Annotated in this window: 25 protein-coding genes; all 25 read right to left on the reverse strand. The window is 43.0% G+C overall.

Going from position 1 to position 26,784, the window contains the following annotated elements; all coding sequences use genetic code 11:
• Window positions 1-52 precede the first annotated feature (52 nt).
• The 25 genes from nuoN to O0550_RS07710 all read right to left on the reverse strand — a co-directional run bounded on the left by nuoN (window position 53) and on the right by O0550_RS07710 (window position 26,770).
• The gene (nuoN, locus tag O0550_RS07590) at window positions 53-1,573 is read right to left on the reverse strand and encodes an NADH-quinone oxidoreductase subunit NuoN (RefSeq protein WP_258425967.1); all 1,521 of its coding nucleotides are present in this window, start codon (window positions 1,571-1,573) and stop codon (window positions 53-55) included.
• A 3-nt stretch (window positions 1,574-1,576) separates the two neighbouring features.
• Window positions 1,577-3,130 (reverse strand): complex I subunit 4 family protein, encoded by a 1,554-nt coding sequence (locus O0550_RS07595; RefSeq protein WP_121473071.1) that lies wholly within the window; start codon window positions 3,128-3,130, stop codon window positions 1,577-1,579.
• Window positions 3,120-5,036 (reverse strand): NADH-quinone oxidoreductase subunit L, encoded by a 1,917-nt coding sequence (gene nuoL, locus O0550_RS07600; protein ID WP_258425968.1) that lies wholly within the window; start codon window positions 5,034-5,036, stop codon window positions 3,120-3,122. Before nuoL ends, O0550_RS07595 begins: the two co-directional genes overlap by 11 nt.
• Window positions 5,037-5,060: 24 nt before the next feature.
• Window positions 5,061-5,372, reverse strand: coding sequence for an NADH-quinone oxidoreductase subunit NuoK (nuoK, locus tag O0550_RS07605; protein WP_003334264.1), 312 nt, complete (start codon window positions 5,370-5,372; stop codon window positions 5,061-5,063).
• Window positions 5,373-5,377: 5 nt separating this feature from the next.
• Window positions 5,378-5,884 carry an NADH-quinone oxidoreductase subunit J gene (locus O0550_RS07610; protein ID WP_031309634.1) on the reverse strand — a complete coding sequence of 169 codons (507 nt, stop codon included), beginning with the start codon at window positions 5,882-5,884 and terminating at the stop codon, window positions 5,378-5,380.
• Between the two features lie 3 nt (window positions 5,885-5,887).
• Window positions 5,888-6,301, reverse strand: coding sequence for an NADH-quinone oxidoreductase subunit NuoI (gene nuoI / locus O0550_RS07615; protein WP_003334261.1), 414 nt, complete (start codon window positions 6,299-6,301; stop codon window positions 5,888-5,890).
• 46 nt (window positions 6,302-6,347) lie between these two features.
• The gene (gene nuoH / locus O0550_RS07620) at window positions 6,348-7,355 is read right to left on the reverse strand and encodes an NADH-quinone oxidoreductase subunit NuoH (RefSeq protein WP_022586158.1); all 1,008 of its coding nucleotides are present in this window, start codon (window positions 7,353-7,355) and stop codon (window positions 6,348-6,350) included.
• Window positions 7,356-8,465 carry an NADH-quinone oxidoreductase subunit D gene (locus tag O0550_RS07625; protein WP_031309632.1) on the reverse strand — a complete coding sequence of 370 codons (1,110 nt, stop codon included), beginning with the start codon at window positions 8,463-8,465 and terminating at the stop codon, window positions 7,356-7,358. It lies immediately after the preceding gene.
• A 14-nt stretch (window positions 8,466-8,479) separates the two neighbouring features.
• On the reverse strand, window positions 8,480-9,601 hold the full coding sequence (locus O0550_RS07630; protein WP_258425969.1) for an NADH-quinone oxidoreductase subunit C: 1,122 nt from the start codon (window positions 9,599-9,601) through the stop codon (window positions 8,480-8,482).
• The gene (locus tag O0550_RS07635; RefSeq protein ID WP_003334257.1) at window positions 9,598-10,116 is read right to left on the reverse strand and encodes a NuoB/complex I 20 kDa subunit family protein; all 519 of its coding nucleotides are present in this window, start codon (window positions 10,114-10,116) and stop codon (window positions 9,598-9,600) included. Before O0550_RS07635 ends, O0550_RS07630 begins: the two co-directional genes overlap by 4 nt.
• Window positions 10,107-10,478 carry an NADH-quinone oxidoreductase subunit A gene (locus O0550_RS07640; RefSeq protein ID WP_003334256.1) on the reverse strand — a complete coding sequence of 124 codons (372 nt, stop codon included), beginning with the start codon at window positions 10,476-10,478 and terminating at the stop codon, window positions 10,107-10,109. Before O0550_RS07640 ends, O0550_RS07635 begins: the two co-directional genes overlap by 10 nt.
• A 262-nt stretch (window positions 10,479-10,740) precedes the next feature.
• Window positions 10,741-14,022, reverse strand: coding sequence for a S8 family serine peptidase (locus tag O0550_RS07645; RefSeq protein WP_258425970.1), 3,282 nt, complete (start codon window positions 14,020-14,022; stop codon window positions 10,741-10,743).
• A 225-nt stretch (window positions 14,023-14,247) separates the two neighbouring features.
• A complete protein-coding gene (locus O0550_RS07650) occupies window positions 14,248-14,994 on the reverse strand; it encodes a DUF6042 family protein (RefSeq protein WP_101669294.1) in 747 nt (248 codons plus the stop codon).
• 150 nt (window positions 14,995-15,144) lie between these two features.
• Window positions 15,145-15,549 carry a F0F1 ATP synthase subunit epsilon gene (locus tag O0550_RS07655; RefSeq protein ID WP_003334253.1) on the reverse strand — a complete coding sequence of 135 codons (405 nt, stop codon included), beginning with the start codon at window positions 15,547-15,549 and terminating at the stop codon, window positions 15,145-15,147.
• A gap of 25 nt (window positions 15,550-15,574) precedes the next feature.
• Window positions 15,575-16,984: a F0F1 ATP synthase subunit beta gene (gene atpD / locus O0550_RS07660; RefSeq protein WP_003334251.1), complete on the reverse strand. Its 1,410-nt coding sequence runs from the start codon at window positions 16,982-16,984 to the stop codon at window positions 15,575-15,577.
• A gap of 51 nt (window positions 16,985-17,035) precedes the next feature.
• The gene (atpG, locus tag O0550_RS07665; protein ID WP_003334250.1) at window positions 17,036-17,902 is read right to left on the reverse strand and encodes an ATP synthase F1 subunit gamma; all 867 of its coding nucleotides are present in this window, start codon (window positions 17,900-17,902) and stop codon (window positions 17,036-17,038) included.
• A gap of 76 nt (window positions 17,903-17,978) precedes the next feature.
• The gene (gene atpA, locus O0550_RS07670) at window positions 17,979-19,490 is read right to left on the reverse strand and encodes a F0F1 ATP synthase subunit alpha (protein WP_003334249.1); all 1,512 of its coding nucleotides are present in this window, start codon (window positions 19,488-19,490) and stop codon (window positions 17,979-17,981) included.
• A gap of 29 nt (window positions 19,491-19,519) precedes the next feature.
• Window positions 19,520-20,047, reverse strand: coding sequence for a F0F1 ATP synthase subunit delta (locus O0550_RS07675; RefSeq protein WP_003334248.1), 528 nt, complete (start codon window positions 20,045-20,047; stop codon window positions 19,520-19,522).
• A complete protein-coding gene (gene atpF / locus O0550_RS07680) occupies window positions 20,044-20,547 on the reverse strand; it encodes a F0F1 ATP synthase subunit B (RefSeq protein WP_003334247.1) in 504 nt (167 codons plus the stop codon). The genes O0550_RS07675 and atpF overlap by 4 nt, the downstream gene beginning before the upstream one ends.
• Window positions 20,548-20,664: 117 nt before the next feature.
• Complete coding sequence (gene atpE, locus O0550_RS07685; RefSeq protein WP_003334246.1) at window positions 20,665-20,886, reverse strand: F0F1 ATP synthase subunit C; 222 nt, start codon at window positions 20,884-20,886, stop codon at window positions 20,665-20,667.
• A gap of 36 nt (window positions 20,887-20,922) precedes the next feature.
• Window positions 20,923-21,741, reverse strand: coding sequence for a F0F1 ATP synthase subunit A (atpB, locus tag O0550_RS07690; protein WP_181747569.1), 819 nt, complete (start codon window positions 21,739-21,741; stop codon window positions 20,923-20,925).
• 112 nt (window positions 21,742-21,853) lie between these two features.
• On the reverse strand, window positions 21,854-22,216 hold the full coding sequence (locus O0550_RS07695; RefSeq protein WP_022586153.1) for an ATP synthase subunit I: 363 nt from the start codon (window positions 22,214-22,216) through the stop codon (window positions 21,854-21,856).
• 11 nt (window positions 22,217-22,227) lie between these two features.
• Window positions 22,228-22,440, reverse strand: a complete 213-nt coding sequence (locus O0550_RS07700) for an AtpZ/AtpI family protein (RefSeq protein WP_003342311.1) — start codon at window positions 22,438-22,440, stop codon at window positions 22,228-22,230.
• Between the two features lie 120 nt (window positions 22,441-22,560).
• Window positions 22,561-23,751, reverse strand: coding sequence for an acetyl-CoA C-acetyltransferase (locus tag O0550_RS07705; protein ID WP_258425971.1), 1,191 nt, complete (start codon window positions 23,749-23,751; stop codon window positions 22,561-22,563).
• Between the two features lie 286 nt (window positions 23,752-24,037).
• Window positions 24,038-26,770 (reverse strand): phosphodiester glycosidase family protein, encoded by a 2,733-nt coding sequence (locus tag O0550_RS07710; RefSeq protein WP_101669296.1) that lies wholly within the window; start codon window positions 26,768-26,770, stop codon window positions 24,038-24,040.
• Between the last annotated feature and the right edge of the window lie 14 nt (window positions 26,771-26,784).

Here is a 26,784-nt window from a genome sequence, read left to right on the forward strand (position 1 = left end):
AGGACAGCCGATAGCCATCCTCTGTGTTTTCTCTATTCCCTGACATTCTTGCTTACAGCATATCTCCCCAATTAAACATTGGATTAAAGTGAGTATGGATGTACTGGATGAGAACCTCTGGCACAAGTCCGAAGACAAAGGTTCCAAGCGCCGCCAGCACTACAATGATTGTTACTCCTATTGGCAATCGTAATGTCTCCTCTGTCTCTCCAGCTCTCATATACATCTGTCGAATGATTCCAAAGTAGTAATAATAAGAAACGACACTCGTCGCAAGCATGATTCCTGCCAGCCAGAAGCTACCGCTGCCAATTGCGCTTAGGAAAATATAAAACTTCCCAAAGAAGCCAGCGGAAATAGGAATGCCTGCTAATGAAAGCAAGAATAGTGTCATAGCCACTGCCGCCAACGGAGAACGATGGTATAAACCGGCAAAAGCTTTAATATCCTGTGTTTTTCTATCCTCTGTCACCACCATAATCAGTGCAAAAGCACCAAAAGCCATCATCAGGTAGGCAACTAGATAGAAAATGATTTGTTCAAAAAAGAAGGTCTGATGCAAAATAACCAGTGGCACTAACAGGTAACCTGCTTGGGCTATCCCAGAGTAAGCCATGAGACGCTTCACATTTTTTTGTCGTAGCGCCAGCGTATTTCCGACAATCATAGACAAGCCGGCTACGATAGATAGAAGCCATAGCATCCCACCAAAGACGCTTTGATTGGTTTCTTGATTAAATAGCCCCGCAAAGCTTAAAATCATCACGCGAATGAGGAGCGCAAAACCAGCCCCCTTGGAAACGACCGCTAAAAAAGCAGTAACTGGCGTAGCGGCTCCCTGATACACATCAGGTGCCCACATATGATTAGGTACCGCTGAGATTTTATACGTCAAACCTGCCACGAGAAAGACAAAACCGATCAAAATCATTGAACCGAATCCACTTTGGTAGGCTTCTGACAAACGTTGGGTCATTTCGTACAGATTGGTTGTACCGCTAAATCCGTATAGATAGGACATTCCAAACAGCGTAACAGCTGTAGCAATCCCCCCTGCTACCACGTATTTAAAGGCAGCTTCGTTGCTGTCGGTCCGTTTTTTCCGCATACCGACCATGATATACGATGCCAAAGAGAGTAGCTCTAGCCCTACGAATAACGTGATTAAATCAGCCGAAGAGGCCATCACCATACACCCAACTAGCCCCATTAGCATCAAATAGTAGAACTCTCCAGAATGGACAACCTCATCTGTTTTCTTTATATAGCTGATCGACATTAGTAAAGCAAACGCGACCCCAGCTAACAATATCAGTTTAAATGCACTACCAAAATGATCAACACGCATCATATCTGCCATATATATGACAGGTTCTTTGAGCGAGGTCACATTAGATACAATAAAATACCCAGCTATAAGCACGCCTAATAGTGATAGCCAACCCATGATCGTTCGATTCAGACGCTTACCTGCAATCAAGTCAACTATGGACAGGACAGTGGCAAAACCAAGAATCGTAAACTCGGGCAGGAGATAGCTCCAGTTATAGGAAAAAATATCTTTTACGTCCATCGTTTACCCTCCTATTCCCGTCACATGGATGACAATGGTTTTAAGCGTTTCTTGCAAGGGATTGCTTAACATCGCTGGATAAACACCGATCAGGATGATAAAACCAAGCAATACAACAATCGGGATTACCTCCATCGGCTGTGCATCGGCCAAATCCAGATGCTTTTCTTTTGTCGGTCCATAGGTTATCGCCAGCACGGCACGCAGCACATAGACTGCGGTAAAGATAATACCTAAGGAACCAATCGCCGCTAAAACAGGCTGACTCGCAAATAGACCTAGGAAAGCAAAAAACTCACTGATAAAGCCCGACATCCCAGGCAATCCTAAGGAAGCCATCCCAGCCGCTAGGAAAACTCCACTTACGAAAGGCATTGATTTAGCTAATCCCCCTAGCTGATCCAGCTGAGAAGTACCCGTGCGGTCCCAAATGATTCCCACTAAAAAGAACATGAGCGCTGAAATAAAGCCATGTGATATCACTTGGAATAAAGCTCCTTGAAAACCAAACTGATTCATAGAAGCAAATCCTAATAAGATAATACCCATGTGACTAATACTGGAGTAGGCTAGCACCATTTTCAGATCCTTTTGGACAAAGGCAAGCGCTGCCCCGTACAAAATATTAACTAACCCCAGAATTGCCATTCCTGTCGCAAAATATTGAACTGTTTCGGGGAAAAATCCAATCCCCATGCGTAACAGCCCATATGCGCCCATTTTTAAGAGGATACCGGAGTGAATCATGACGATAGCCGGTGGAGCCTGAACATGCACTCTTAGCATCCACGTATGAAAAGGAAAAATCGGAAGCTTAATTCCAAAAGCGATAAATAGCACCAGGAACAATCCCCAACGGAACGTCTCTGGAACATGTTCAATAAACGCATTGTTCGGAGAGGTTAGTGCTTCTGTCAGGACGGGAATGCTCATAGTTGGTTCTTGTGTCACAATTGCACTCACAAAAAACAACGTGATAAATCCGACCAACATGAGAGCTGAGCCAACCCCGTTATATAGAAGAAAACGGTTTGCCGCTTTTTCTCGATCTGTATAACCCCAAATTCCAATGAGGAAATACATAGCTACCAGAGTTATCTCAAAGAACAAGAAGAACAAGAGCAAATTCTGAGCAGCAAAAACCCCAAACATCCCGATCAATAATAGATGAAAGAACACAAAATACTCTTTCGCCCTCTTTTTTACCCCCCACGAGGCTACAGCCGCTAGTGTTCCAATAATAGCTGTCATCAGGATCAAAGGCATGGAAATTCCATCTACACCCATTTCATAATCAATATGCAAATTGTATAACTCTTGATCGGCCGTGATGGACGCAGGTATTTGAATCCATGTCGCATGTTCCTCAAATTGATTGCCTCTCTGTTGATAGTCAAAGGCACCAAACATCATAAATGCCAGAATCAACGGCACCAACGTTCCTAGGACTCCAATTTGTTTAACAATGCTAACCTGCTGCTTCGGAACGAACAATAAGATCAGGAGAGCCAGAATAGGCGAAAACGTCAGGAGTGATAACAGATAGCTATTTAACAAAAGGAACACCTCCTAGCGCCGTAAGACTGACCATTAGAACAACGAGCCCCAGCAAGACTACAAAGCCATAGGTCTGCATCTGACCAGACTGTAAGCGACTTAGTAACCTTCCAACCATGTTGGTCAATCCGCCAATGCTTCTAACCAGACCACCAATGATGTAGTGATCCAGCCAGTTAAAAGCAAGACCAATGCCTTTTAGCGGACGAATAAATACAAATGTATAGAGCTCATCCATGTAAAATTTACGGTACGAAAGCTGATAAAGCCATGGCAGTTGTTCGGATATCATATCGGTTGGCAGATTTTTTTTGCCATACATCAGATAAGCGAGTCCTATTCCAAACAACGAAATGATTACAGCTACAATCTGCAACCATAATGCACTATGCCCAGCTTCCTCTCCAAATTTATCGATAATGAACTGACCGACAGAGCCACTCATCATCCATTCCCCTAGCATAGGGGCATTCGGTAGATTAATAAACCCGGCACCAATTGCGAGCAAAGCTAGCAGGAGCATCGGAATCGTCATGACACTTGGTGATTCATATGCTTTTTTAGCCCCTTCAGAAGCAGGCGCTCCTCTAAACGTAAGAAAATACAAACGGAACATATAAAAAGCGGTAAAGAATGCAGCGACAATCGCAATGATTAATAAGTCATATCGCCCGGCTGCATACACCGCTCCAAAAATCTCTTCCTTCGACCAGAAGCCAGAGAAGGGAGGGATACCAGCTATAGCAAGACAACCAATCAAAAAAACAACGGATGTAACCGGCATACGTTTCGATAACCCACCCATTTTAAATACATCCTGAGTGTGTACCGCATGTATCACGCTACCCGCGGCAAGGAATAATAATGCTTTAAAAAAAGCATGCGTCATCAGATGAAAGGTTCCTGCCACATAACCCGCCGCCCCCGCTACTCCCAAGGCCATCATCATAAAACCAAGCTGACTAACTGTAGAGTAGGCAAGAACACGTTTCATATCACGTTGCGTGAGTCCAATAGAGGCGGCAAAAATGGCCGTAAATCCACCAACATATGCCACTACGTCTAAGGCGATTGGCGACTCAATAAATAGTGGAAATGTTGTCGCAACCAGATATACCCCAGCCGCTACCATTGTAGCCGCATGAATTAAAGCAGACACAGGGGTTGGGCCTTCCATCGCATCAGGCAACCATGTATGAAGCGGGAATTGACCTGATTTTCCTGCCGCCCCGACAAAAATGAGAATAGCAGCTAAGGTAATGATAAACGGTTCTACTTTCCCGCCCTGAATAGCCGTAAAAATATTATCAAATTCAAAGCGTCCTGTTTGCCAAAACAGCAGGCAAATGGCAATGAATAATCCAACATCACCTATTCGAGTGACGATAAAAGCTTTTTTGGCCGCCGCCTTAGCCTCTGGTTTAAAGTAGTAATACCCTACCAAAAGGAAAGAACAAACACCCACCAACTCCCAAAAGATGTAGAGTTGTAGAAGATTTGGTGAGATCACCAAACCAAGCATGGAGAAGGTAAATAGCGCTAAATATTGATAAAAAACAGGAAAACGCTGATCTCCCTGCATATATCCACGCGAATAAATCTGTACTAACAAGCTCACAACGGAAACGATCACCAGCATCATGGCGTTTAATTGATTGACTTCAAAGCCTACAGGAATGACATAATCCCCTACTTGGAGCCATTTAATGCTGAGTACGTAATCCTGTGCCCCTTCCTGAAAACGAGCCACGAACGTAATACAAGCCAGCACCAGAGATGCCGCCGTCAATAGAATGCTTATGTACCCCGCTCCCTCTTTTAATTGCCGTCCGAACGAGAGGATGATGGCAAAAGCGATCAGAGGAAAAAGCGGTACGAGCCAAGCGTACTGCATACTTGTTTCCATATTTTCACCTATCCTTTTTCCTGGTTAATCTTTTAATTTATCCATCTCGTCAACGTTCACCGTATCACGATTACGATAGAGAGCGATCAATACTGCAATCCCAACAGCCACCTCTGCCGCAGCTACCGTCATGGTAAACAAAGTGAATATTTGACCAGTAACAGCCGCATGCAAACCATATTTCGAGAATGCTACTAAATTAATATTTACAGCATTCAGCATAAGCTCAATGGAGAGCAAGACGATAATGGCATTTCGTTTGGTCAATGCTCCGAACAGCCCAACACAAAATAAAATGAGGGCAACAAGCAAATAAGAAGAGATATGAATATCCATCTGTGTTACTCCTCCTCTTTCTTAGCCAACACGATTGCGCCTACCAAAGCTACTAGTAACAGCACGGACAGCAATTCAAATGGAATAACGAACTTTGTAAATACTTCGATTCCGATTTCCTTGACGTTACTAACAGATGGATTGGGGGTTCTTGCCGGCACAGAAGACCAATTTGTGTTTTGAATAGCCATAAAAATCGTTGTAAACAACGTCACAACTCCTGCCAAGCTAAACCAAAACCGTGCTCTTCTTTTTTTCCCTTCTTCTGTCGCATTGTGCTTTGTCAGCATGATTCCGAATAACATCAGAATCGAGATAGCCCCTGAGTAAACCAGTATTTGGGAAACAGCAACGAATTCAGCACCAAGCAGCACAAACAAACCTGCGATACTAATAAACGTTACCCCAATAGAGATCACCATGTGAACCACTCGATTAAAGTTAATCATAAAAATCGCCCCACCAATGGTCAGAAGGCCCAGTATAAAGAACACGGCATACGACCCGCTTATCAATTAGTTTTCCTCCCTCACATTGGTATTGTTGTCGTCCAACCATTTTAAATCCTTGTACAATTCATCTCGACTATACACTGCCAGCTCAAAATTATTAGTCATGACGATTGCATTTGTTGGACAGACCTCCGTACATAGATCGCATAAAATACAGATTTCAAAGTTAATATCATAGGTATCAATGATTTTGCCTTTTTTCTCGGGATCAGGGTGCGGCTTCCCCGTTAACTGAATGCACTCAGTCGGACAGACCCTGGCACACTGATTGCACACGATACATTTTTCCGGAGAGAAATGCTGGATTCCTCGGAATCGAGGCGGCATCTGGAAGGGTACATCTGGGTACATCGTCGTTAACTTCTTCTCAGACAGCTTTTTGAGCGTGTATCCTAGTCCTTTGGCAAATCCTAGCACGTAAATTCCTCCTCATTATCAAAATAGATAGCTTTTAGCTAAAACTCTATATAAAACCTTTTTGAAATGAGATGACTACAGCTGTAAGCAAGATATTCAATAGAGCGATTGGTAGAAGCCCTTTCCAAGCAAAGCCCATTAATTGGTCTGCACGGAATCGCGGCATCGTAGCCCTAATCCAGAACTGCAAAAATACGTAGCACATAAATTTAAGGATAAACCAAATAATCGGCGGAATAAAGCTCAAGCTCGGATGAATAGGCAGCCATCCTCCCAAAAACAGAATGGTAATCAATGCCCCCATGCCAAACATGTACACGTATTCAGATAACATAAACATGGCAAAACGGAAGCCAGAGTACTCTACATGATACCCTGCGACAAGCTCCGACTCAGCTTCTGGCAAATCAAATGGGGAACGATTCAATTCCGCCTGTGCTGCAATTAAGAATACACCAAATCCTAAGATTTGCGGAATAATATTCCACATGTCCTGCTGTGCATAGACGATATCTTTTAGATTAAGGCTGCCAGTCATTAACACAACACCCACAACTGACATAACCAGCGGCACCTCATAGCTAATCATTTGCGCTGCGGAACGCATGCCGCCGATTAAGGAATATTTATTATTAGAAGCCCATCCAGCAGTAATGACACCCATGACTGAAATACCAGACAAGGCAATGTAATACAAGACCCCAATCCCTAAGTCGGCAAATTGTAGCTTATCCGTAAATGGCATAACCGCCAGTACCGCAAACGCAGGAGCATACGCCAATATAGGGGCAAGTGTAAACAGGGCGTGGTCTGCATTTTTGGGTCGAGTATCTTCTTTAATAAGCAATTTGGCAACATCAGATACCGTTTGTAAAAGACCTAGTGGACCTACACGATTAGGACCATAGCGCAATTGCATCCAGCCAATTACTTTTCGTTCAAAATAGATCGCATATGTAACAAAGGCAAGCACCACTAACAGTAACACTATTGCGGCCATGGAGAACAGTAAAACATTGGTAAATGATGGGGTTTGCTGGAGCCAGCTAGTCATTTATGCATCTACCTCCCCTACCACAATATCAATGCTACCCAAAATGACCACCATATTGGACATATTAACACCTTTCAATAAGGAAGGTAAAATCTGCAAATTCACAAAGGATGGTCTTCGCAGTTTCATTCTCCATGGCTTATCCTTACCCTGACTAGCTATATACACACCTAATTCTCCACGTGGTGCTTCAATTCGTACGTATGCTTCTCCTGCTGGCGGCCGAATCACCCGAGGAACTTTACCAATAACCTCTCCTTCTGAAGGAAATTGATCTAGAGCTTGCTCTAAAATGCGCAGTGATTGCTCAATTTCTTGGAGACGCAAATGATAGCGAGCCATGCAGTCCCCATCTGTAGATACAGGAACATCAAATTCAAAACGATCGTAAATGGAATATGGCTCATTTTTACGAATATCCCAGTTCTCTCCCGTACAGCGAAGCATGACACCAGACAGAGAATAATCAAGAGCCGTTTGACGATCATACGTACCAATACCGGTTAATCGACTAATAAAAATTTCATTCCCGCTCACCAAACGGTGGTAATTAGCTAATTCCTTTTTCAGATATTGAACAAATGTCTTTGCTTTATCAATCCATCCAGGAGGAGCATCCCATTTTACTCCACCAATTCTCATATAATTGTACGTCAAACGTGCCCCAGAAATCTCATTGAACAAATTAATAATGGTTTCTCGATCACGGAACGCATACAAAAATGGTCCCATCGCCCCGATGTCCAAAAGAAAGGTGCCCCACCAAACTAAATGGCTAGCGACACGATTTAGCTCCATTACAATTACACGTAAATACTCAGCCTTTTCCGGAATTTCTAGTCCCATCATCGTTTCAACGGCATGACACAACACATAATTATTGGTCATAGACGAGAGATAGTCCAGTCGATCTGTATAGGGAATGATTTGCGTGTAAGTCAGATTCTCAGCTAGCTTTTCTGTGCCACGATGCAAATAGCCCATTACAGGGATAGCCTCTTTAATGGTTTCCCCGTCTATCTTTACAATTAAACGAAATACGCCATGGGTACTTGGATGCTGAGGTCCAACATTCAGGATCATTTCTTCTGTGCGAATACTAGTCGTCATTGGAGTACTCAAGGTTATACCCCCTCATCAAAAGGCTCATAATCTTTACGCAACGGATGTCCAATCCACTCATCTGGCATCATGATTCTAACCAGATTGGGATGTCCTATAAAGTGGATTCCTAACAAATCATATGTTTCGCGCTCATTCCAATCTGCCCCTCGCCACACATCTACAACAGAAGCCACAGATGGTGCTTCACGCGTAGTTTTCACCTTAATGGCCAAGCTTTGCTGATGCGCATACGAATACAGATGATAGTAGACTTCCATCCGGTCTTCATAATCGACGCCGTGTAGGTTGGAAAGGTAATCAAATTGTAAGCTTGACTCCTGCTTTAAAAAGAGTGCAATGTCTTGCCAAAGCTGATTTTTTATCGTCATGGTGGGAACTTCTTTTGATAAAGTGTTAACGTAGGATTCTTCGATGCTTTCTTTGCCAAATCTCTCTGTAATGATTTGTACAAAACGATCTAGGTAGGGTTGATTCTTTGAGGGGGGAACTTCTGCTGTTACAGTTTCTTCGCTTGTTTTCGCCTTTGCCGCCGCGGCTGCTGCCGCTTTTGCTTTCGCCGCTGCTACTGCTTTCGCTTTTTCTGCTGCTTTAGCCTTGGCATCTGTATCAGCCTCTGTTGGTAGTCCTGTGGTCACTTCTTCACTTGCTTGTGTATTTTTTTCTTGAATAGACTGCGCAGGGTTTTCTGTAGTCGTAGCGCCACTTTTGAGCTTTGCTTTTGCTGCCGCGGCCGCCTTCGCCTTTGCTGCCGCCGCTGCCTTTGCTTTCGCTGCTGCTTTAGCCTTGGCATCTGCATCAGCCTCTGTAGGTAGTCCTGCGTTCATCTCTTCACTTGCTTGTAAGCCCTTCTCTTGGACAGCCAGCTCCTCACTCGCTTCCGTCGTAATATTTCTTTCGAGTTTTGCTTTCGCTATCGATTGTTCATCGGGTACGGAAGAACTAGAGGAAGGCTCATCTTGTGTCATTGTTTGTGTTGGAGGTTCGTTTGTTTCCTCATCAGCTACATTCGCTTCTGCTTGCTGTGCCAATTTAGCTTTTACAGCCGCCGCCGCTTTTGCCTTCGCTTCCGCCACTGCTGCTGCCTTTTCTTCCGGTGTAGGCTTTCTTTTTTCTTCACTCATTGCTGATCCACCCGCTTTCCGGTCTTTGCTTCATAGCGGATTTTTTCTTGCAATTTATTAATACCATAGATCAACGCAACTGGACTTGGCGGGCAACCTGGAATATAAACATCGACAGGGCATATTTGATCAACACCCTTTACTACACTATACGATTTAATATAGGGACCACCCGCCGTAGCACAGGACCCCATGGCAATAACCCATTTTGGCTCTGGCATCTGATCATACAAGCGTCTTAATAATGGCGCCATTTTTTTGGTTACTGTTCCAGCCACAATCATCACATCTGACTGTCTAGGAGAAGGGCGAAAAATGACGCCGAATCGATCTAGGTCATAGTGAGAACCGCCTGTCCCCATCATTTCAATCCCACAACAGGCTAATCCAAACGTAAGCGGCCATAGCGAGTTGCTTCTTACCCATCCTTTTAATGTCTCTAAACTCGTAAACAGAACATTCCGATTTAATTCTTCCTGTAAATCTGGTTCGATGCTTTTCAAATCTAATTCCATTCAAGCACCTTCTTTCTCCATGCGTACAACAGTCCAATAATCAGAAGAACAATGAAAATACACATTTCCACGAGAGCAAAAAGCCCTAATTCATTAAAAGCTACTGCCCACGGATACAAAAACAACGTTTCTACATCAAAAATAACGAACAGTAGAGCAAAGATATAATACTTGACGTTAAAACGAACCCAACTGTCTCCAATCGGGATATTTCCGCTCTCGTATGTTGTTTGCTTTTCAGCGCTCGGTTTATTAGGACGTAATAAAGGCCCAATGATGCTTACCGTGGCAACTGGAAGCAAAACACCAAGAAGCAGAAAGATGGCTACAATCACATAATTGTTTGCATAAATAGCATCCATCTTATTTCCCTCCATTGTGCTGTAGGTCTTCGAATTTCTTCATAATTATAGCAAATCAGTACATTTCTGTACAACGAAAGCCCTTACAAAAACTCAGACTTTTATTAGCCTACGTACATTTATATACTTATTTTATCAGATTTTTGTTTATTTTATGAAAAAATATTACGCGAATAAAATATAAGGGTCTTACCTGCAGCAGAGATGTGCAGGTAAGACCCTTTGTTACTTGGCGTTAGTTCCTCCTAAACATGCAACTGTCTTACTGAACAGTAGGTTCGGCCACTTGTTGCTCAGTTTGTTCAGCTTGCTGCTTAAGTTGCTGCTCAACTTGTTCTTCTACTTCGCTTGGAGCAGGAAGTCTACCTTTTCCTTTTCCCTTACCTTTATTCGGTTGCAGCACTACATCTACAACGACTGCCTTTTTAATCGAAGGCACCTTTACAGAAGATACATAAACGGTAAGATACACTGGCTTTTTCTGTTTTTTCTTTGGCAATTTTACTAGGAAGCCATCGTTGTCGATCAAATCAGGGTTAGAGCTTTCTACAACTTTATAAGTAATTTCATCTGTTTCATTCGGTAGCTTCAACACTTGCTTATTCAATTCGCTTACATTGACAATCTTTGCAGAGAAATCATCGGCTGCTTCGTTAACTAATTCCCTGATGTCTTCACGGTCTTCTTCATCAACTGGACCTTGAATGGAAATAGCACTCCAAGCCTCATATTTAATTTTTATATCTTCCTCTTTTTCAACTGGATTCTCTGGATCATACTGATATCCAAAGATTCTTACTTTATATTTTCCGTTTTCCGGCTTAGTCAGTTTACCAGTTTTTGTACTTACATATTCCCCAGTTAGGTTTTTAAAGGAAAGCTTTCCTGGTTTCAATAACTGAAGATTTCCTTTTTTGTCTGTCTTCTTCTCTACAGCCATTGTACCTAGCTTCTCGTCATTTAGACCCCAAATCTGTAGCTCAATGAGATTAATATCCTTTGCCTGCAAGTCGGCAGATGCAGAGAAAGTGAGTGAATCCGGATTAACCTGAGTGCTGGAGAGCTTAAAGCTATCAAAACCGAATTTGTTTTCTTCTCTTTCATCACCTACATGAATAACAAACGGCAGATGCAAGTCAGGGTGTCCATCCTGGCTCTTCAGACGAACTTCACCTTCATATACGCCGTCCTTTACTTTTTTCTTAGCCTCTATCTGCAAATTAAATTGTAGGGACTTTCCAGGTTTTACGGTGAAGTCATCCTCTGACAGCTTCACTTTCAGGTTGTCCACATTAGTAGTTGTCGCTGGTTTTCCTGGTACAGATGTTACCTTTTCGTGCATAATAACTTCTGCTTCGTATTCAACCTCTTCATCGGAAGTATTTTTTAATTGAAGAGTTCTAACTAACGGTTTTTTCATGTCTCTGGAAACTAAACCAAAGCTAACATTTGTTCCGTAGTTGGTAACATACTTTTCATTCATGTTTTTATCTAGGATTTTGGTCTTTTCAACTGTTTGTAGCAGAGCTGGTGTTTTTAGCGCTGCCAAACCATCTACACGACCAGAGCCTTGGGAATACACATCATATAGAACACCATTGCCATCCTTGATTTCAACAGCAGTATTAGCCATAGCCGCCTTTACATCAAATGGCGTCCAATCCGGGTGAGCCTGTTTTAAAAGCAATACCAGACCTGCTACATGCGGTGTCGCCATACTTGTACCGTTTAGGCGTTGGTATGCATGATCGTAATTCGCATCTGGGAAATCCTTTTTCCATGTTGGCTTAGCTGACAGGATACTTACCCCTGGAGCCGAAACATCTGGCTTAATTGAGTACTCATCATCCATAGCTGGTCCACGCGAACTAAAGTCAGCCATTAGATCGCCTTTTTCTTCCGTCTTAGGATACTCGCTGCTAAACGTAATGGTAGCTTTGCTTGGATCAGCTTGAATTAGCTTCACCAATTCACGGCCTTCTTTTCCTTTCATATCAAAGGTAGGAATTGCATCCATTTGATCGCCAAGATAGGAATTAAAGTAATCGTCACGACCTACTGGATCTGGATCTGCAATGCCGTCTCCATTTGCATCATTGCCATTATAAATAATAATCGCTTTTGCTCCCGCTTTTTTCGCACTGGAGATCTTGTCCACAAAAGCTACTCCACCGCGTGAAACTAAGACCACTTTGCCCTTCACATCTACTTTAGCAAAATCAGAATTCATTCCTAGGTTAGCAAATACAAGCGGGAGGGCATCTGTGCCCACTATCTTCGCAAAATCATTTAGACCTGTTTCATAACTGGCTACTTTAAATTCATAGTTTTTACCGAAGGAGGTAGTAGCTGTACTGGTATACAACTCTACTGGTGGCGTAGTTGCTCCTACAGAAATAACTAACTTAGCTCCTGCTGGAGATCCGGCTGTATAATAATATTGATTTGGATTATTATTAGCAGCATTTCCGTTAGCTACCACTGGAATAACCCCAGCCAATACAGCATTATTTAATGCGATAGCATCAGGTGAGTCAGGGCTCTTTTCCAAATCAGAGCCTAACGACAAATTGATAACATCCATGCCATCTTTAACAGCACGTTCAATTCCATCAATTACTTGAGCCGAGCTTCCGCCATGTCGTCCTAATACACGGTATGAATAAAGATCAGCCTCATAGGCAATTCCACGAACATGAACATCAGATGTTTTATTGGAAGCTCGCCCCACAATTGTGCCAGCTACGTGAGTACCGTGATGTGAGCCTTTATAACCTTTCCCCTCTGGATCTTCTTCAACTGGGATTGGCTTTTGCTCATATGGGTCATCATCATCGTCGTAGGAGTCATAACCACCCTTATAGGCATCCTTTAAGTCAGGGTGCAAATAGTCCACACCGGTGTCAATAACACCTACTTTTAAGCCTTTTCCCGTGTAGCCTAGCTTCCACATCTCAGGTATTTTCATTGCTTTCAGAGGGTTCGCGTCATAATGTCCTGGTGGTAGATCGGCTGTCTCAGATACAACCTCTACCTCTGGTTGGGAATAGTAGTTAATGTTGTTATAAACAGCTTTTACATTAGGCAGTTCAGCCAGCTTAGGGATTTCATTTGCAGGCAGAGTCACTACCATTCCATTAAATACTTCTTCAAACTTCTTCTCGATATCTACATCAAGGCCCTTGTCTTCAATAAGTCCTTCAAAATCATCCTGATCATCAGATACTAGTGAACGGGCTTCTCTTTCAGAACTTTTCGACTTTCCTTTCGTTACAACAACTGGGTCAGCTTTTAATTGGACAATAACCGTGACCATTTTAGAAGACTTGGTATCCAAAGCAGGAGATATGTACGCAGGGCCAGTAGAAACTTCTTCATCAGTTTCTCCCGTTACCTTTGCCTTTGTTAACTCGTTAACGTCTAATAGGGCGTCCAATTCTAGACCTTCTTTTGGAGTCGCCGCCATAACATTATACGGGATAACTCCTAGCAATAAGCTAGTAGCTAGTGCTATTGATGTAATCTTTTTCGGTTTTCGTAACAACGATGATCCCTCCTAAAAATAATAAATTTTAAAAAAATATAATGGCATACTGAGTTTTCTAAAAAATCAGTACATATTAATTTCTCTATATTTTTCTTTATTCCTTTAGGCCTAAAGTCATGTTTTTACAAAATTTAAAAAAACTGCCCTTCCGTATAATTGTCTATACGCTAAAGGGCAGTCATTTTTAATTTTTTATGGTAAAATTTGTATTTCGAATAACATTTATTGAAGAGCTTGCGGATTATCTGTACCCAAGAAATCCTCGTAAATACGCTCCCATACCACTTTGAATTCCATTTTTTCATTATCCGGAATTTCTTGGAAACGTTCAATCGGCTCTTCTAGGTATGGTGTTAATTTGATCAAGACTTCTGTTAGCATATTATCGTTAATGCCTCCTAGAATTTCCTTGATCTCATTTTTGGATAACGAGAATTCATTCTCTTCTTTTTCATGTAGATACATTACTAACTGGCTAAATACTGGATGAATCAACGACTCCAAACGAATGTGATACAAAGCGAACATTTCATCATCACGAAGCTCGAATGTATCTACTACTTCTGGGAAGGGATCTACTGGTACATCTAGGCTTGTTCCTTTATCAATTACTAGTCCCCATTTAATGAACATCTCTAACGCTTCCTGAGCTGTTGCCGGATACTCATAGTTAGAACGCTTCAAAAAGTTAGCGTACTTCTCCAATAGAGCCACATAGTTTTCATAGTTCTCTTCGTCATGGAATTTATTTTTATCCAATGTATCGAAAGTTCCTTCCAATGCTCTAGTAGAATAGATGGACTTTAACATTTCTTCTTTTGTCTCTAGCTTGCTCACCGCATAGCAAACGGCTTTAAACAATACGTTCATCTCATGAGAGAACACGGTGCTCCAGCCATGCATATCATAGCCTTTCGGAATAATAATATCGTCGCTACCTTTTGTGCGAAGATCTTGTATCGTTTGCATATTACACTCTCCTTATCCACAACTGCGTTTCACAGAGTACCTCATAGTAATCCTCAAGTACATTAGGTTTATTATACACATAACTAGAGGCATATTTCCAACTTCCAAAAGAAAATCCCCAAGCATATTAAAATGCCTGGGGATTTTCGCTTACTTGTGGCGTGCCACATCTAAACGTACAACTGCGCGTTGTAGGGCATACTCAGCGCGATGAACGTCAAGATCTGGAAACTTCTCATTGAGACGTTTTTCGGCACGTTGTTTTGCTAATTCTGCACGAGCTGCATCAATGTCTGTTGATTGCTCTGCTGCTTCTGCTAAAATCGTTACCTCTTGGCCGCGAACTTCCATGAAGCCGCCGCTAACTGCGATTACGGTCTCTTTGTCGCCTTCTTGCTTAATCCGAACAGGAGCAATTTTTAACGGAGTCACTAGCGGCGTATGGTTAGGAAGAATACCTAACTCACCTTCAACGCCTCGTGCAATGACCATTGTGGCTTCTCCGCTATAGACAACCCGTTCAGGAGTAACGATCTCTATTACCATTTTGCTCATTACCGTCTCCCCTTTCAGGGTTGTCTTACTTCATGTTCTTTGCTTTTTCAACTGCTTCTTCAATCGTACCTACAAATAGGAAAGCTGACTCTGGCAAATCATCATGTTTACCATCAAGAATTTCTTTAAAGCTACGTACAGTCTCCTTAACTGGTACATATTTACCAGGGAATCCAGTAAATTGTTCAGCAACGTGGAAAGGCTGGGACAAGAAACGTTGTACACGGCGTGCGCGCGCTACGGTTTGTTTGTCCTCATCGCTCAACTCATCCATACCTAGGATCGCGATGATATCTTGCAATTCCTTATAACGTTGTAGGATTGTCTGTACGCCACGAGCTACTTCATAGTGTTCTTGACCTACAATGTCAGGTGCTAGTGCACGAGAAGTAGAAGCTAGCGGGTCAACCGCTGGATAGATACCCAACTCGGAAATACCACGATCCAGGTTAGTTGTTGCATCCAAGTGAGCAAACGTAGTAGCAGGTGCTGGGTCAGTATAGTCATCCGCTGGTACGTAGATCGCTTGAATAGAAGTAACAGAACCTTTTTTCGTGGAAGTGATACGCTCTTGCAAGCTACCCATTTCAGAAGCAAGTGTTGGTTGGTAACCTACCGCAGATGGCATACGTCCAAGAAGGGCGGATACCTCAGAACCAGCTTGCGTGAAACGGAAAATGTTATCGATGAACAGAAGTACGTCACGGCCTTCTTCATCACGGAAATACTCAGCCATTGTAAGACCAGTCAGTGCGATACGTAGACGTGCACCTGGTGGTTCGTTCATTTGTCCAAATACCATCGCTGTTTTAGCGATAACACCGGAATCCTTCATTTCGTGGTAAAGGTCATTACCCTCACGAGTACGCTCACCTACACCAGCGAATACTGAGATACCGCCGTGCTCTTGCGCGATGTTATTGATCAATTCCTGAATTAGTACGGTTTTACCTACACCCGCACCACCAAATAGACCAATTTTACCACCTTTTACGTATGGTGCTAGCAAGTCAACAACCTTGATACCTGTTTCTAGGATCTCAGTAGAAGTTGCTTGGTCTTCATAAGCAGGTGCTTGACGGTGAATCGGATCACGACGAGGAACATCGTTCATTTCTACTTCGTCGATTGGATCGCCTAATACGTTAAATACGCGGCCCAATGTAACTTCACCTACAGGTACAGAAATTGGTGCACCTGTGTCGATTGCTTCGATACCACGGATTAAACCGTCTGTAGAAGACATCGCAACTGTACGAACTTGGTTATCTCCCAAATGAAGCGCAACTTCACATACTAGATCAATGTCGCGTTCCCCGGAGCTTTGTGCTTTATAAGAAATTTTGATCGCATTATAGATAGCAGGCAGGTGACCATTGTCGAATTCAATGTCAACAACCGGTCCCATTACCTGAACTACGCGCCCTTTCGCCATCTTAAATCTTCCCTCCTAAAAGCTAATTGGAAGCCTTTATAACTGTCTTTGTTATACTTGTGAGTTCGCACCCGCAACAATCTCGGAGATTTCTTGCGTGATGGCTGCCTGACGAGCACGGTTATAGAAGAGTGTCAAACGATCGATAATATCAGATGCATTATCAGTCGCATTACCCATCGAGGTCATACGCGCTCCGTGCTCTGAAGCTTTCGCATCCAATACAGCACTATAGATTAGCGTTTCTGCATATTTTGGCAAAAGCACTGCGAGAACCTCTTCTGCAGAAGGCTCATAATCATAGTTAACTGTAGAGGCCTGTGAATCCGATTCAATTGATTGAAGTGGCAACAGGCGTTTCACCTGTGGAACTTGCGAGATAGCAGATTCAAATTCGTTATAGCAGAGATAGAGTTCGTCGATCTGTTCTTCCGCATATAATTTAACTGCTGTGTACGCAATTTGCTTAATGTCAGAAAAACTAGGGTTTTCCGGCATTCCAACTACCTCTTCAATAACAGGATAGTTACGTTTCACAAAGAAATCGCGGCCTTTGCGTCCGATAACAAAGATCGCATACTCATCTTTAGATTTATGCTTTTCGTTAGCCGCCTGAAGAACCTTACGGATGATATTCCCGTTATATCCTCCTGCGAGTCCACGGTCAGAAGTAATTACGATATATCCTGTCTTCTTCACCGGACGGGTTTGAAGCATCGGATGTTTAAAGCCAGTGCTTCCTGCGGCAATACTTGCTACTACCTCTTGAACCTTTTGAGCATACGGGCGAGCCGCTTGCGCTTGGTCTTGGGCACGGCGAAGTTTTGCAGTAGACACCATCTTCATCGCTTTCGTGATCTGACGCGTGTTTTTAACGCTTTTTATACGTCGTTTTACTTCACGAATACCTTGAGCCACTCATTTTCACCACCTTGGGAAATGCATGCTGAATTCTTCTGAACCCAGCATGCACAAAATCTATCGATGCCGAAGATTAACGGCTTGGAGCAAAGCCTTTTTTAAACTCTTCGATCGCTGCTCCTAATTCTTTTTCATCCGGTAATTCGTTTGTTGTACGGATATGTTCGAACAACTGTGGTTTATTGGAGTCGATGAAGGCAAGCAATTCTTTTTCGAAACGACGAACGTCTTCCACAGCAATTTCGTCTAGGAAGCCTTTTGTCGCAGCGAAGATAGAGATAACTTGCTTTTCAACAGGCATTGGTTGGTATGAAGGTTGTTTTAGGATTTCAACAACACGCTCACCACGAGTCAAACGAGCTTGTGTTGCTTTATCCAAATCGGAACCGAACTGCGCAAACGCAGCCAACTCACGATATTGTGCCAAGTCCAAACGAAGTGGACCAGCTACTTTTTTCATTGCTTTAATCTGTGCGGAACCACCTACGCGGGATACGGAGATACCTGCGTTAACCGCTGGACGTTGACCTGCGTTAAACAAATCGGTTTCCAAGAAGATCTGTCCATCTGTGATGGAGATAACGTTCGTTGGAATGTACGCAGATACGTCAGAACCTTGAGTCTCGATGAAAGGAAGTGCTGTTAGAGAACCAGCTCCTAGTTCATCAGATAATTTGGCTGCACGCTCTAACAAGCGGGAATGCAAGTAGAATACGTCACCAGGGTATGCCTCACGACCTGGAGGACGGCGAAGCAATAGGGACAACTCACGATAAGCTGCCGCTTGTTTAGATAAGTCATCATAAATACATAGGACATGTCCGCCCTTGTACATGAAGTACTCACCCATTGTTACACCCGCATAAGGAGCTAGATACAGCAATGGAGCTGGATCAGAAGCTGTAGCGGAAACAACGATTGTATAATCAAGAGCACCATGCTTACGAAGTGTTTCAACTACGCCAGCAACTGTTGATTGCTTTTGACCAATGGCAACGTAGATACAAATCATGCCGTTACCCTTTTGATTGATGATGGTATCCAAAGCAACAGATGTTTTACCTGTTTGACGGTCACCGATGATCAACTCACGCTGACCACGACCGATCGGTACCATGGAGTCAATCGCTTTAATACCTGTTTGCAATGGCTCATGAACGGATTTACGTGCCATTACACCAGGAGCATTGTTTTCGATAGGACGGAATTCCGTAGTCGCAATTGGACCCAATCCGTCAATCGGTTGACCAAGTGGGTTAACTACGCGACCTAATAGCGCTTCCCCTACTGGTACTTCCATTACACGGCCAGTACGTTTAACCGTGTCACCTTCTTTAATGTCACGGAAAGCTCCAAGGATAATTACCCCTACGTTATCGCTTTCCAAGTTGAGTACCATACCCATAACGCCGTTTTGGAACTCAAGAAGCTCACCGGCCATTGCTTTTTCCAAACCATGTACGCGCGCAATACCGTCACCAACAGTGATAACCGTACCTACGTCAGCGATTTCGATCTCAGCTTTATAATTAGCGATGCGCTCTTTGATGAGCGAGCTAATTTCTTCAGGTCTGATTGCACTCACTTACGATTCACCCCATTCAACCCAGCGTCTTATATTTGATGCGCAAAATGCTCTAATTTCGTTTTCAAGCTACCGTCATATAAACGATCGCCAATCTTCACAACGACTCCACCAATAATAGTAGGGTCTATTACGCTTTCGAAGCGTAGCTTTTTATTCAGCATTTGACCAAACTGAATAGCAAGCTCTTCTAATTCTTCCTGGCTCAGTGGTTTAGCTGTAGTAACAACGGCATCCGCAAAGCCACGTTTATCGTTGGCCATTTCTACGTATGCTCTGGTTATTTCTGCGAATTCACTTTCACGTTTGTTATCTACTAACGCAAAAAGAAAGTTGATTACTTCCTGCGAAGCTTTTCCTTTGAAAAGCTCCTCCAGCAACTCTTTCTTAGAAGCAACGGCAATACGAGGATGCGTAAATAATTTATGGAAGTCAGGTACCTGTTTTAATGCTTCAGCAAGGTCTTTTAACTCACCTTCAATTTGATCAATGAGTCCACGCTCTTCTGCAATCTCAAACAGAGCACGCGCGTAACGTTTTGCTAATGCTCCACTCATAAGCGATCCCCTACTTGTTTCAGGAACTGATCAATCGTGGATTTTTGTGTAGCTTCGTCCAATTCTTTTTCAATAATTTTAGAAGCCAACATAACAGATAGACTTGCCATTTGCGTACGTAGTTCTTCTTTAGCTTTCTCTGTCTCGCGAGCAATTTCTGCACTTGCTTCCGCTTTCAGACGAGCCGCCGTTTCTTCTGCCTCTTTCTTAATACGCGCTTCTTCTTCTTGTGCTTGACGAGTTGCACGCTCAATTAGAGCTTTTGTTTCTTGACGAGCTTCTTCTAACAAGCGGCGTTGTTCAGCTAGTAGTCCTTCCGCTTCTTTACGGTTACGTTCTGCTGCTTCAATTTCTGATGCAACGTATTGACGGCGTTTTTCCATGATTTGTGTTATAGGGCCAACTGCAAATTTCCTAACAACTAAAAGAAGTATCAGGAATGCGAGTACTTGAAAGAGCATCGTGCCCCCTTCAAGGGTTACCGCTCCAAACTCTAGCATGCTATTCACTCCTTCCTGGTTCAGAAGAGTATTTTAAGTAAAGATAAAAAATCAATGATCTTTTACTGTTGCATAAACAAGGCGAAGGCCTAGCCTGCTAGCCTTCGCCCCGTAAAATTACATTTGGGAGTAAAGAATGAAACCAACCGCAACCGCGATGATAGGCACCGCTTCAACAAGACCTACCCCTAGAAGCATAAGACCCATCAAGCTACCACGAGCTTCTGGTTGACGTGCAACACCTTCAATTGTGCGAGAGATAACTAGTGAGTTACCGATTGCTCCACCTAATGCAGCTAAACCAAAGATAATACCGATTGCTAAAGCCAAAGTATTCATTAAAATAATCCTCCTCAAGTTTCTGTTGATTAAAAATTAGTGACCATCATTCGTTTTCTGCGAAATATATATGATTGTAAGGGTCGTGAAGATATAAGCTTGAACTGCCCCTACGAAGACGGAATAACCAAGCCACGCTAATAATGGGATACTACCAATAAAGACACCGGTGCTCATTAAGAAGGCAATCAAAACTTCCCCGGCAAAAATATTACCAAATAGACGGAGTGGAAGTGTTAATGGCTTAATGACCAGTTCTTCAAGGATATGGAGTGGGTTAAGAAAATGCTTCAGGTACGTACCTAGCCCATGACGTCGAATATCCACGTATTGAGAGTAAAGAAGGATAGTAAGCGCCAGCGAGAAGGTCACACTTGCAGCAGCCGTTGGAGACTTCCACCATGCGATGTGTATACCATGGCCACCTGGTTCAAGTGCATGTTCCACTTTTTCGATTTTCTTAGCCTGAGCCTCAGGAGTCCCAGAAATCGTCAACATCTCAACAACTTGTTCGTTAACTACCTTATTTTGAGCAGGGTCGTTGTGATGCAGCGTAACTACGTTAAGACCTAGCCCTAACCAGTTCCCTAGAATAATATAGAGAAAAACTGTTACAGCAAGTGTAATAAACCTTGCAGCCGTTTTTGCATCCATAACCGATCTTGCCAAGTTATTGATGAAATCGACAATCCACTCTAGAAGGTTTTGCCTTCCACCTGGAACACCTGTCGTTAATTGACGAGATAAAACAACCAGTAGGACAAAAACCAAAATAGCTGTCAACGTAATCATAAGCATGGTCGGAATATCGAATACGAGTCCACCGAGCTTAAATTTTAATGACCAATGATCCAAAATTTGTTCACCCCTTTCCCTCGAAAAATACTTCCTTAGTCAACCTTTTAAGAGCTTACTCTTTATTCTACCTCTTAACTTGTTGAAAAACAGTTAACAAATATTGAACTAATCATCTATTTTTAAGATTGTAATACACAAAAATAATCGAAAACACTTGAAATACTAGCAGTCCAATAATAACTCCCATAATTTGAAACAATTCTGGAAATCTTAGGGCTATAAAAACTGCTATAATTGTAACTGCAAACCTCTGCACCATTCCTATTCCCTTGGTTTTCCCTATATTACCAGTAATTTTCCATACCTTCAGATAAAGGAGAAGTCCATTGATAAGACTTGCAAAGCTACCCAACAGTAATGACTGAAAAAACAATCTATAATCAGGTAGGAGAAACCATAGGACCCCGATAAGGGCAATAGACCATAAAACACAGCGGATGATATTACGTACGGCAGTATAGAATGTTTGCATGCTACATCTCCCTACAGATAAGGACGTATCATTTGGTATACGCTTACAATACCTACGCCCAACCCTAGAAACAGCCCGACAATCATGAGCCAAGGAGCCGTATGTAACCATCCATCTAAATACTGTCCAAATAAGACTCCGGCTATGATACATATTGCTAGATCTGCTCCAATCATGCTAACTAATCCGATAGCTTTCCATGGGTTATTTACCTTTTTTGACAAGTTCGCTTCTCCCTTCAGACCAGAAATGGAAGAGCTTGGTTGACACCTTAACATATTAACGAAGATTTATCTACATTGTCAACTTGTCGAACTGTAGGACACAAACTTTTCACAATTTGTCTATATTATTTTGATTATTGTTGAAATTCCTTGACCGCCACCTATGCATAAGGTAGCTAGACCATAGCGAGAATCGCTTCGTTTCAACATTTCATGGACAAGACTAACCAGAACGCGAGCCCCGCTTGCTCCAATTGGATGACCAAGGGCAATCGCTCCACCGTTCACATTTAGCTTCTCTCGATCAAGGCCTAATTCCTTCCCAACCGCTATTGCTTGTGCCGCAAAAGCCTCATTGGCTTCAATCAGATCTATTTGATCTATAGAAAGCCCCGCCTTCTTTAGAGCCTTTTCTGTAGCCGGTACTGGGCCTAGTCCCATTACTTGCGGATTGACTCCAGCGCTTGCATTGGCAACTATTGTAGCTAAAGGCTTAATCCCCAGCTCTTCTGCCTTTGCATAAGACATTAAGACTAGTGCTGCCGCCCCATCATTAATTCCTGAGGCATTTCCTGCCGTGACGCTCCCGTCCTTTTTAAAAGCAGGTCGCAGTTTAGCTAATGCATCCACCGTTGCACCTGCTCGCGGGAACTCATCTTGCTCAAACAATATAGCCTCTCCCTTTTTTTGCGGGATAGTGACAGGGACGATCTCATCTAAAAAACGTCCTTCTTGAATCGCTTTGTTTGCCTTTTGTTGGCTCCAAGCCGCAAATTCATCCTGTTCTTCTCGGCTTATCTGATAACGTTCGCAAAGATTTTCAGCTGTTATTCCCATATGATAGTCATTAAAGGCACACCAAAGCCCATCGCGGACCATGGAGTCTACGACCTTCTGATCACCCATGCGATACCCGTCTCTGGCCCCTTCTAATAAATAAGAAGCCTGACTCATATTTTCCATACCACCTGCAACTACCACATCTGCTTCTCCAGACAGGATAGCCTGATAAGCTATATGTACAGCTTTTAATCCTGACCCGCAGACTTTATTAATAGTCAATGAGGGTTTCTCCTCACCAATGCCTGCTAGCATGGCCGCCTGACGCGTTGGGTTTTGCCCAAGTCCCGCCTGCAATACGTTCCCCATCACGACCTCGTCTACATGCTGTTTATCAAGACCTGCTTTGGCAAGTGCCGCTTCAATCACTACTGCTCCTAATCTGGTTGCGCTTACAGAAGATAACTTTCCTTGAAAACTACCGATGGCAGTGCGCACAGCACTGACAATAACTACATCGCTACCTTTCATCATATCCACTCCTTAAAAACATCAGATCGTAAGCTTTAGTTAGTTAATTTTGTCACTTGTGAATCTTCAGTCTTTTAATAACAATAATTAGTAACTAAGCTATATATTACCATATTTTTAAGGAGACAGATATCCCTTAGATTATCCTATTTATAAGTTTCCCATTATTACTATAGTAGAAATAACCAAAAAGTAAACAGGTAATTTTTAGAATGAAATCACATATTACAGTTTAATAGAAAAAAGCCGTCTTTGGCAGATAGCAAAAGACGGCTAAGTCCTTCCTTTATCGTTGAATCAAACGATACAAGGCGGCAACACAAACAGCGCGTGTGGTTGGGCTGTCAGGTTTAAAGCTTCCTTGGATTGGATCAATTAATCCTAGTCCTACTATATTTGAAACAGAGGCTGATGCCCATGAAGCAATTTGATTCTGATCCTTCAGCTTTACTTTCGGAGTAGCTTGCTGTTGCAGGATTCGATCCAGTATGATAGCTGCTTCTGCTCGTGTAACAGGCTGATCTGGACGGAAGGTATTATCCTTATACCCTTTCACCAATTCCATGGACACCGCTACCTGTACTGCACCTTGTGCATATGAAGGCACTTGATCTTTGAAGTTCAATTTAGGTTGGTTGGGTAGCTCCCAATTAAACACCCTAGCTAATAGCGCAACATATTGAGCGCGTGTTAATGGGACGTCTGGGCCAAATTTGTTAGCAGACAGCCCTTTTACAAACTCCTGTTCCGCCATATAAAGAATCTCTTTTTTATAAGGGTGGTTGGCAATATCGCTAAACTGTTGACCGTATGGTACCAACAGTGTCGCATCGTCCATATAGATGCTTCCCTTTTCCGGGCGCGATTCAGAGCCTTCAGGCAAATTAGCAATATATATACTCTTCAGTTGTAGAGGATAAGCCGCATTTGATGGGAAGTAGCCTCTAAGCTGTTTCCAACCAGTCCAGTCTATCTCCTTGGCAAGATCAACATAATGTGTTTTGCCCTTGCTATCTATTACTTCAGCGCGAAGCCAGTGGTTACTGTTATCCCCATAAACCCACAAGCCCATACCAATAGGCTGTCCCGGAATCGCTATAGGAGCTGCCCCCATTTTTCCATAGGCGAAACGGGTATTGGCAGATGATGCTCCGCTGAAATCATACGTTAATTTAGCAGATTTACCAGAACGATGCACTTGTTCACTTTGGAGCAAGAAGGAGCCCTTCGAAGTTAACCCTTCTGGATTTCCTGCAAACGAAATGCCGGCAATATTATCAAAATTGATCCATTGCTGCTCTGTAGCCCCTACTGTAATTGGTACCGTGGTTGATTTACCGTCATAAGATACAGTCAAGGTAGCTTGTCCTGTTTGTTCTCCAGCAACCAACTGCATTTGTTCATTAATATGTACAAGCTCATTGCTTACAGTGGTTGTAACAGATAATGGCGTTGCTGTGACCAACTGCCCTTTTTTCGTTTTGATTTTAATATCGAGTGGCAATGTTTGACCTGGCATTACGGTAAGTGGAGATGGCGATACCATCACCTGCTCTACCTCAGCACCACTAACGACATGAATATTTTTCTTCGTCTGAATTCCATTGACGCTAGCCGTAACAACAGATGTACCTGATTGACGAGCGATAAATGAGCTTCCTTCAAATGATCCAGAATCCCCATCTACTCCCCAAGAAATCTGGTTTGCGTCAATTTTATAAGGTAAATAGTGGTTGTCATATGCTTTGGTTCCAAATTGAATAGCCTGTCCAATTAGCGTTTCAGTAGGTCCTGTTAATTGGAATCCAGCCAAGTCCCCGGCAGGTGCCGTATTAAATACACCTAATCCCGTTGGAACACGACGTTCTACTCCCTGCATAGGGCGATTGGCCAATTTGGCTTCTGTTTCCCCTAGCATGCGAACGGCTAATGTTTGTGAACCACCACCATCAAAATTGGCCGCCATATAAGAGCCAGCTTCAACCATGATCTGAGCAAATTCGACCAATGTTACCCCACGGCTGGCACTGCCTTGCTCTACACTTACAATGTAGAGTGTCTTTCCGTCTTTAGAAACGCCGACACCAGTCCGGGCTGTTTTCCCCATAACTGCTTTATCAGCGGAAATGTTAGCTACTTTTCCCTGATTAACTAGCAAAGCATGCCCCCCCACTGCTTGGACCCACTCTTTTGAATTAGGAGTAGTTTGTGAATCTACAGTCACAGAAGAGCCTACAGGAAACTCTTGTTGCAAAAATTGAGCAGCTGTCCCGTGTCCCCATAAAACAAAGCCATCGGCAGGAATTGCCGCTCCAGGCTGATCCACTCGAACCTCAGTAGCTATACCATTGCGAAAGACTACCTCAACCACACCTTTATAGCCTTTAATTGTTCCTAGACTGGTCTTCCCAAAGGCAGGTGTATACATATTAAGCTGGTTCTCATGGCTTTTACCTGCTGAAGAAGAGTATTCTTCCTTATTAATTCCGCGCAGGCTCATGTTTTTACCGTTTTGCGAGGTTACCAGCCCCGTGAACCCAAATCGCTCAATAGCGGCTGTCTTATCCGCAGTTATCCCTAAGCTGTAGTAATACGGTAAATGTCCCATTGAAGAAATCGTTTGTCCATCTTTTACAACAATTCCGAATGGTGCACCACGTAGAGACATATTGAAAAAGTCGGCATTTACACCAACAACTGCTCCTGCTTCATTTGTCATTTTCGTAATGCTTTGTTTTTCTGTTACATGTCCATTTGTCCCGTAAATGGGCTTCACTTCTACGTATTCATTATTCAGATCGACTTTTGTTATGTAGATTTTGCTTTTCTGGTTTCCATAGACCTTTTCATAATGCGTTAAGATTGTACCTTCCCCAATTGGCGTTTGCCAAACCATTGTTAACGGTCCTACAGTCGCAGCTTCTACTACATAGGCAGGCAGCACAACAGGAATAATTGCCCCGCATGCTACAGTTGTAGCCAGCATTAACGACAGAAACCGAGCTGGCTTCTTTTTCATTATTGTTGAAACCC

The sequence above is a fragment of the Brevibacillus halotolerans genome, from assembly GCF_026891775.1.
GTDB lineage: Bacteria > Bacillota > Bacilli > Brevibacillales > Brevibacillaceae > Brevibacillus_B > Brevibacillus_B halotolerans.

Excerpts from the sequence above, each read along its gene's own strand:
- O0550_RS07710 (WP_101669296.1), bottom strand. The coding sequence starts at position 26,770 with ATGAAAAAGAAGCCAGCTCGGTTTCTGTCGTTAATGCTGGCTACAACT.
- O0550_RS07635 (WP_003334257.1), bottom strand. The coding sequence starts at position 10,116 with ATGGAATTAGATTTGAAAAGCATCGAACCAGATTTACAGGAAGAATTA.
- nuoL (WP_258425968.1), bottom strand. The coding sequence starts at position 5,036 with ATGGAAACAAGTATGCAGTACGCTTGGCTCGTACCGCTTTTTCCTCTG.
- O0550_RS07655 (WP_003334253.1), bottom strand. The coding sequence starts at position 15,549 with ATGAGCAAAATGGTAATAGAGATCGTTACTCCTGAACGGGTTGTCTAT.
- O0550_RS07675 (WP_003334248.1), bottom strand. The coding sequence starts at position 20,047 with ATGAGTGGAGCATTAGCAAAACGTTACGCGCGTGCTCTGTTTGAGATT.
- O0550_RS07695 (WP_022586153.1), bottom strand. The coding sequence starts at position 22,216 with ATGCAAACATTCTATACTGCCGTACGTAATATCATCCGCTGTGTTTTA.
- nuoK (WP_003334264.1), bottom strand. The coding sequence starts at position 5,372 with ATGGATATTCATATCTCTTCTTATTTGCTTGTTGCCCTCATTTTATTT.
- atpE (WP_003334246.1), bottom strand. The coding sequence starts at position 20,886 with ATGAATACTTTGGCTTTAGCAATCGGTATTATCTTTGGTTTAGCTGCA.
- O0550_RS07630 (WP_258425969.1), bottom strand. The coding sequence starts at position 9,601 with ATGAGTGAAGAAAAAAGAAAGCCTACACCGGAAGAAAAGGCAGCAGCA.
- O0550_RS07650 (WP_101669294.1), bottom strand. The coding sequence starts at position 14,994 with ATGCAAACGATACAAGATCTTCGCACAAAAGGTAGCGACGATATTATT.
- O0550_RS07625 (WP_031309632.1), bottom strand. The coding sequence starts at position 8,465 with ATGACGACTAGTATTCGCACAGAAGAAATGATCCTGAATGTTGGACCT.
- nuoN (WP_258425967.1), bottom strand. The coding sequence starts at position 1,573 with ATGGACGTAAAAGATATTTTTTCCTATAACTGGAGCTATCTCCTGCCC.
- O0550_RS07640 (WP_003334256.1), bottom strand. The coding sequence starts at position 10,478 with ATGGATGCTATTTATGCAAACAATTATGTGATTGTAGCCATCTTTCTG.
- nuoH (WP_022586158.1), bottom strand. The coding sequence starts at position 7,355 with ATGACTAGCTGGCTCCAGCAAACCCCATCATTTACCAATGTTTTACTG.
- atpD (WP_003334251.1), bottom strand. The coding sequence starts at position 16,984 with ATGGCGAAAGGGCGCGTAGTTCAGGTAATGGGACCGGTTGTTGACATT.
- O0550_RS07705 (WP_258425971.1), bottom strand. The coding sequence starts at position 23,751 with ATGAAAGGTAGCGATGTAGTTATTGTCAGTGCTGTGCGCACTGCCATC.
- atpF (WP_003334247.1), bottom strand. The coding sequence starts at position 20,547 with ATGCTAGAGTTTGGAGCGGTAACCCTTGAAGGGGGCACGATGCTCTTT.